Genomic DNA, 7,353 nt, shown 5'->3' with positions numbered 1-7,353 from the left:
ATGAATACCGGAGCGAAGGAACGCCGAGCCTTAGCGAGGGGCCGGACGCTTGGGGCGAGCCTTTTTTTGCTTACTTTTTTTTGGCGTTTGAAAAAAAAGTGAGTCGCCGTAAGGGCGAAACCCTAAGCGGCCGTTACCGCAGCAACGGATATGCCCCCAGCCAACAACAACCTGGTCGGCCCAAAGGCCGCCAAGACCTGTGCCCAAACACACGGGTCCCCCTCTGAAACGGATATTTCCGCCCACCCCGTCTACAACGCTACTCTGAGGAAAATATCGCGGCCTATACCCCCGGGGACTCCATGGAAAGAACCACCGTCAAACCACTGCTACTCGCCCTCGCCCTCGCAACAACCGCACCACTGGCTCAAGCCGCCACCACCCTGGTCTACTGCTCCGAAGCCAGCCCCGCCGGTTTCGACCCCAGCCAATACACCAGCGGCACCGACTTCGACGCCTCGGCCGAAACCGTCTTCAACCGCCTCACCCAGTTCAAACGCGGCGGCACCGAAGTCGAGCCCGGCCTGGCAACCCGTTGGGAGGTCAGCAAGGACGGTCTCAGCTACACCTTCCACCTGCGCGAAGGTGTGAAATTCCACACCACCGACTACTTCACCCCGACCCGCGACTTCAACGCCGACGACGTGCTGTTCACCTTCAATCGCCTGCTCGATCCGGAGAATGCCTTCCGCAAGGCTTATCCCGCCGAGTCGCCGTACTTCACCGACATGGACCTGAACAAAACGATCAGGAGCGTCGACAAAGTCGATGACCACAGCGTGCATTTCAACCTGAACAACATCGACGCCGCCTTCGTGCAAAACCTCGCCATGAGTTTCGCCTCGGTGCAATCCGCCGAGTACGGCGCGCAGTTATTGAAAGAAGGCAAAGCCGCCGAGATCAACCAGAAGCCCATCGGCACTGGGCCGTTCGTGTTCAAACGCTATGAAAAGGACTCGCAAATCCGCTACGTCGCCAACAAGGCCTACTGGAAACCCGAGGATGTGAAGCTCGATAACCTGATCTTCTCGATCACCCCGGATGCCGCCGTCCGCTTGCAGAAACTCAAGGCCGGCGAATGCGAGGTCAGCGGCTATCCTCGCCCGGCGGACATCGAAGTGATGGAGCAAGACCCGAACCTGCGCGTGCTCAAGCAGGCCGGTTTCAACCTCGGCTTCCTGGCCTACAACGTGACCCATCCGCCGCTGGACCAGCTCAAGGTGCGTCAGGCCCTGGACATGGCCATCGACAAACCGGCGATCATCAAAGCCGTCTACCAGAGCGCCGGGCAACTCGCGCAGAACGCCCTGCCCCCCGCGCAATGGTCGTATGACCCAAACATCAAGGACGCGCCGCATGACCCGACCAAAGCCAAGGCGCTACTGAAAGAAGCAGGGGTTGCACCCGGCACCACTATTAACTTGTGGGCCATGACCGTGCAGCGGGCGTCGAACCCGAATGCACGCATGTCGGCGCAGATGATCCAGCAGGACTGGGAGAAAGTCGGGATCAAAGCCAACATCGTCAGCTATGAATGGGGCGAGTACATCAAGCGCGCCAAGAACGGCGAACACGATGCGATGATCTACGGCTGGACCGGCGACAACGGCGACCCGGACAATTGGCTCGGCGTGCTTTACAGCTGCGCTGCGGTGAAAGGCAGCAACTACGCCAAATGGTGCGACCCGGCTTACGACAAGCTGGTGCAGCAAGCCAAGGTTTCAACCGACCGTGACGAACGGGTCAAGCTGTATCAACAAGCACAGAAAATCCTTAAACAACAGGTACCTATCACCCCGATTGCGAACTCGACGGTGTTCCAGCCTTTGCGCAAGGAAGTCACCGACTTCAAGATCAGCCCGTTTGGCCTCACACCTTTCTACGGTGTAGGTATAAATAAGTAACACCGCGCGCCAACCGGGTGCGCCAAACGCCCCGGTTGCCCTCTCCCAGTGCGCCACCTGCACCGAAAAAACCCGGCGCAAACGGTCAAATGCGCGACAATTTATACATATGCGACATTAAGGTACGTTCGTACTACTGTTTAAGACATGTGGACGATCTGGATCTTGCAATGGGTATGGCCCCTGCATAAGTATCCGCAGGCACGACTCACGAGGTCGTCCTCAAATTCAAAAATGACAACAAATCATGAGGCCACCATGCTTAAACAAGCGGTCATTCCGTTTTTACTTGGCGCCAGCTTGTTAGCTGCCGCGCCATTCGCTCAAGCTGCGAGTAACCTGGTGTTTTGCTCCGAAGGGAGCCCGGCCGGTTTCGACCCTGGTCAATACACCACCGGAACCGACTTCGACGCCTCTGCAGAAACCATGTTCAACCGTCTGACTCAGTTCGAGCGCGGCGGCACCGCCGTGATTCCTGGTCTGGCGACCAAGTGGGACATCTCCGACGACGGCCTGACTTACACCTTCCACCTGCGTGAAGGCGTCAAGTTCCACACCACCTCGTACTTCAAGCCGACTCGCGAGTTCAACGCCGACGACGTGCTGTTCACCTTTAATCGCATGATTAACAAGGATGATCCGTTCCGTAAGGCGTACCCGACTGAATTCCCGTACTTCACCGACATGGGGATGGATACCAACATCACCAAGATCGACAAAGTCGACGACCACACCGTCAAGTTCACGCTGAAAGAAGTGGATGCCGCGTTCATCCAGAACATGGCCATGAGCTTCGCGTCGGTGCAGTCCGCCGAGTACGCTGCCCAGCTGCTCAAGGAAGGCAAAGCCGCCGACATCAACCAGAAGCCGGTCGGCACTGGTCCGTTCGTGTTCAAGAGCTACCAGAAAGACTCCAACATCCGCTACACCGGGAACAAGGACTACTGGAAGCCTGACGACGTCAAGATCGACAACCTGATCTTCGCCATTACTACCGACCCGTCGGTGCGTATCCAGAAGCTGAAAAAGGGCGAGTGCCAGATCACTCTGTTCCCACGCCCGGCTGACCTGAAGGCGCTGCAAGAAGACAAGACCTTGAAAGTGCCTAACCAGGCTGGTTTCAACCTGGGTTACATCGCCTACAACGTGATGGACAAGGTCAAGGGCAGCAACGAGGCGAACCCGTTGGCACAACTGAAAGTGCGTCAGGCACTGGACATGGCCGTCAACAAGCAACAGATCATCGACTCGGTTTACCAGGGTGCAGGTCAACTGGCCGTCAACGCCATGCCGCCGACCCAGTGGTCCTACGACACCACCATCAAAGATGCCAAGTACGATCCTGCAAAAGCCAAAGAGCTGCTGAAGGAAGCGGGCGTCAAGGAAGGCACCGAAATCGTTCTGTGGGCGATGCCGGTTCAGCGTCCTTACAACCCGAACGCCAAACTGATGGCTGAAATGCTCCAGTCCGACTGGAAGCAGATTGGTCTGAACGTCAAGATCGTCAGCTACGAATGGGGCGAGTACATCAAGCGTTCCAAAGGCGGCGAGAACCAGGCCATGCTGATTGGCTGGAGCGGCGACAATGGTGATCCGGACAACTGGCTGAACGTGCTGTTCGGCTGCGACTCGCTGGAAGGCAACAACTTCTCCAAGTGGTGCGACAAGAAGTTCGACGGCATCGTGAAAGAAGCCAAGCGCACGACCGATCAGGGCAAGCGCACCGAACTGTACAAACAGGCGCAACACGTCCTCAAGGACGCCGTTCCAATGACACCTATCGCTCACTCGACGGTGTTCCAACCCATGCGCAACGAAGTGCAGGATTTCAAGATCAGCCCATTCGGCTTGAACTCCTTCTACGGCGTCAGCGTCAGCAAGTAAGGTGTTGCAACGGCGACGTCTTTGACGTCGCCGTTGCTTTATCTACCGAGAAAGCAGGAATCTGCCTACAGCCAAATTCCACTGCGTACTACAGCAGCGGGATAGGACGCGTCGCCATTTCCTACGAGTTTTTAGGACTCTACGCATTTACTGCCAGACCCACGGCCCCTACCGTCGGGATCTGACCAGTCAACGCGTGGGCTCTCGGTTTTGCTGCACGCCATGGTTTGAAATCAATGACGCTTCCTCGTCCACGGACGGGCCGGCAGCGCATTGAAAAACATTTGAGAACGAGAAAAAGGGAGCGTCATGCGCCATACCTTGGTTTTATCCGCATTGCTGGGCACCGGCCTGCTGGCCGCCAGTTCAATCAGCCAGGCCGCCAACAACAGCCTGGTGTTCTGCTCCGAAGGCAGCCCCGCTGGCTTCGACACTGCGCAGTACACGACCGCGACCGATAACGACGCCGCCGAGCCGTTGTACAACCGCCTGGCAGAGTTTGAAAAAGGCGCCACCAACGTCGTGCCAGGCCTGGCAACGAGCTGGGATGTTTCCGAGGACGGCCTCACGTACACCTTTCACCTGCGCGAAGGGGTGAAATTCCACACCACCAAGTACTTCACGCCGACCCGTGATTTCAACGCCGATGACGTGTTGTTCACGTTTAATCGCATGCTGGATCCACAGCAACCTTTCCGTAAGGCTTATCCAACCGAGTTCCCGTATTTCAACGGGATGAGCCTGAACAAGAACATCGCCAAGGTCGACAAGACCGGGCCGCTGACCGTGGTGATCACGCTCAACAACGTAGACGCCGCGTTCATCCAGAACATCGCCATGAGCTTCGCCGCGATCCTGTCCGCCGAATACGCCGACAAACTGCTGGCCGAGGGCAAACCGAGCGACATCAACCAGAAGCCGATCGGCACCGGGCCGTTCGTGTTCAAGAGCTATCAGAAAGACTCCAACATCCGTTACACCGGCAACAAGCAGTACTGGGACCCGAGCCGGGTCAAGCTCGACAACCTGATTTTCTCCATCAACACCGACGCGTCGGTGCGGGTGCAGAAGCTCAAGGCCGGCGAGTGCCAGATCACCCTGCACCCGCGTCCTGCCGACGTGACCGCGCTGAAGAACGACCCGGCACTCAAGCTCATCGAGAAGCCAGGTTTCAACCTCGGTTACATCGCCTACAACGTGCGCCACAAACCGTTCGATCAGCTCGAAGTGCGCCAGGCGCTGGACATGGCGGTGAACAAACAAAGCATTCTCAACGCCGTTTACCAGGGCGCGGGGCAACTGGCGGTCAACGCCATGCCGCCCACCCAATGGTCCTACGACGAGACCATCAAGGACGCTGCCTACAACCCGGAAAAAGCCAAGGAATTGCTCAAGGCTGCCGGCGTGAAGGAAGGCACCGAAATCACCCTCTGGGCCATGCCGGTCCAGCGTCCGTACAACCCCAACGCCAAGTTGATGGCCGAGATGCTCCAGGCTGACTGGGCCAGGATTGGCCTCAAAGTCAAGATCGTCAGCTACGAATGGGGCGAGTACATCAAGCGCACCAAGAATGGCGAGCACGACATCAGCCTGATCGGCTGGACCGGTGACAATGGGGACCCGGACAACTGGCTCGGCACGCTCTACAGCTGCGACGCCATTGGCGGTAACAACTACTCCATGTGGTGCGATCCGGCTTACGACAAGCTGATCAAGCAGGCCAAAGTCGTCACCGACCGCGACCAGCGCTCCGAACTTTACAAACAGGCGCAGCAGTACCTCAAGCAGCAGGTGCCGATCACGCCGGTCGCCCACTCGACGGTCAACCAGCCGTTGAGCGCCAAAATCGAAGGATTCAAGGTGAGTCCATTCGGTCGCAACGTGTTCTCGGGTGTCAGCATAGAAAAATAACCGATTAGCCAGAAACGCTGGGGGCGGATTCCGTCCTCACGCAAGCGTATTGCCGTAATTCGTCAATTTGGCGAACAGCAAACGTTTGCGATGCCTTGAATGAGTTCTAAACCAATAGCCGATCACAAAAAAAGACCGGCATAAAAAAAGAAAGAAAGGAGCTTCACCCATGAAACTGAGCAGCACTGCGTTATTGGCTTTGGCCATCAGCAGCATCACCGCCACGGCTTACGCAGAAACCCAGAGCCAGGCTTTCACACCCGTCACCGTGAAAGAAAAAAGCGCACAAAGCGAGGCCACTGGTTTCGTTGAAGGCCAATCGGTCACTGGCACTACCCGTAACTGGTATGCCAACGAGCAGCTGAAGCGTGGCGAAAAGTTTTCCTACAACAAGAATGGCGTGTTGACCCCGACTGATCGTCGTATCAACTGGGTTCAAGGCACCATCGTCAAGTACAACTCGGGCTTCACCGAGGGCACTGTAGGTTTCAGTACTGAAGTCGCGGCCTACAACGCGATTGCCCTGGATCGTGATAAGGAAGACTTGGCCTCTCGCTTCGGTGGCGCACCGGGTTCTCGTGAAAAAGCTGGCTACAACCGTACGCTGACCAAGGAAGGCGGCGACGCCGTGGGCCAGTGGAGCAAACTGGGTCTGGCCAACGTCAAGGCACGCTTCTCCAACACCACCGTGACCGCCGGTCGTCAGAACTTCAGCAGCCCGCAGGTAGACGTCATTGGTAACCGTCCTCTGCCGTCGAGCTTCCAGGGTGTGTCGATTCACAGCGAAGAACTGGAAAACCTGGCCTTCGACCTGGGCACCTTTGATCGCAACTCTCCGCGTACCGAGCAGAGCCAGCGCAAGTTCCGCACTGAATACGCCAACGGCATCGTTGAAAGTGATCACGTCAACACGGCCGGCATCACCTACACACCTTTCGCCAGCCTGACCACCAGCCTCTGGGCTACCCAGGCAGAAGACATCTGGAACCAGTACTACGTCGGCGCCACTCACGTATTGGGTGACAGCGAAGTGCTCAGCCTGACCACTGGCCTGAACTACTACAAAACCAAGGATGAAGGTAAGGCCCTGATCGGCAAAATCGACAACGACACCTATTCCCTGTCGTTCGGCCTGACCCACCAGGCTCACAGCCTGACCTTCTCGTACCAGGAAGTGAACGGTAACGAGTACTTCGACTACCTGCACGAAACCAACGGTATTTACCTGGCCAACTCCCTGCTGTCGGACTTCAACGGTCCAAACGAGAAGTCCTTCCAGATTGCCTATGGTCTGAACATGGCCGAATACGGCGTGCCTGGCCTGAAGTTCAACATCTACCAGGCTCGCGGCTGGGGTATCGACGGCACTCACTACACCGGCAACGGCGGCGTAGTCGACAAAGGTTACGACGGCATCCAGAAACAGGACGGCGAACACCATTACGAATACGGTATTGGCACTTCGTATGCCGTACAAAGCGGCCCGCTTAAAGCCACCACTGTTCGCGCGACTTACACCACTCACCGCGCGAGCGAATTCCAGGCAGATGGCAACATCAACGAGTTCCGTCTCGTAACTACCATTCCGTTCAAGGCTTTGTAAAAACACCAACCTGCGGCTGACTCATCACGAGTCAGCCGTCTGGTTTTATCG

4 protein-coding genes are annotated in these 7,353 nt (G+C 57.0%); all 4 read left to right on the top strand.

The annotated features are described in order from the left end of the window. Positions 1-302 precede the first annotated feature (302 nt). The 4 genes from EJA72_RS09405 (at position 303) to EJA72_RS09390 (ending at position 7,302) form a co-directional block, all read left to right on the top strand. Positions 303-1,904 carry an ABC transporter substrate-binding protein gene (locus tag EJA72_RS09405; protein ID WP_157711196.1) on the top strand — a complete coding sequence of 534 codons (1,602 nt, stop codon included), beginning with the start codon at positions 303-305 and terminating at the stop codon, positions 1,902-1,904. Between the two features lie 258 nt (positions 1,905-2,162). Beyond that, entirely contained in the window at positions 2,163-3,788 is a 1,626-nt protein-coding gene (locus EJA72_RS09400) for an ABC transporter substrate-binding protein (protein WP_157711195.1), read from the top strand. 309 nt (positions 3,789-4,097) lie between these two features. After that, a complete protein-coding gene (locus EJA72_RS09395) occupies positions 4,098-5,699 on the top strand; it encodes an ABC transporter substrate-binding protein (RefSeq protein WP_157711194.1) in 1,602 nt (533 codons plus the stop codon). Positions 5,700-5,868: 169 nt separating this feature from the next. Beyond that, positions 5,869-7,302, top strand: a complete 1,434-nt coding sequence (locus EJA72_RS09390) for an OprD family porin (protein WP_157711193.1) — start codon at positions 5,869-5,871, stop codon at positions 7,300-7,302. Positions 7,303-7,353: the final 51 nt, after the last annotated feature.

This window comes from Pseudomonas sp. PB120 (assembly GCF_009761815.1).
Lineage (GTDB): Bacteria > Pseudomonadota > Gammaproteobacteria > Pseudomonadales > Pseudomonadaceae > Aquipseudomonas.
This window is presented reverse-complemented; position numbering and strand designations above follow the sequence as displayed.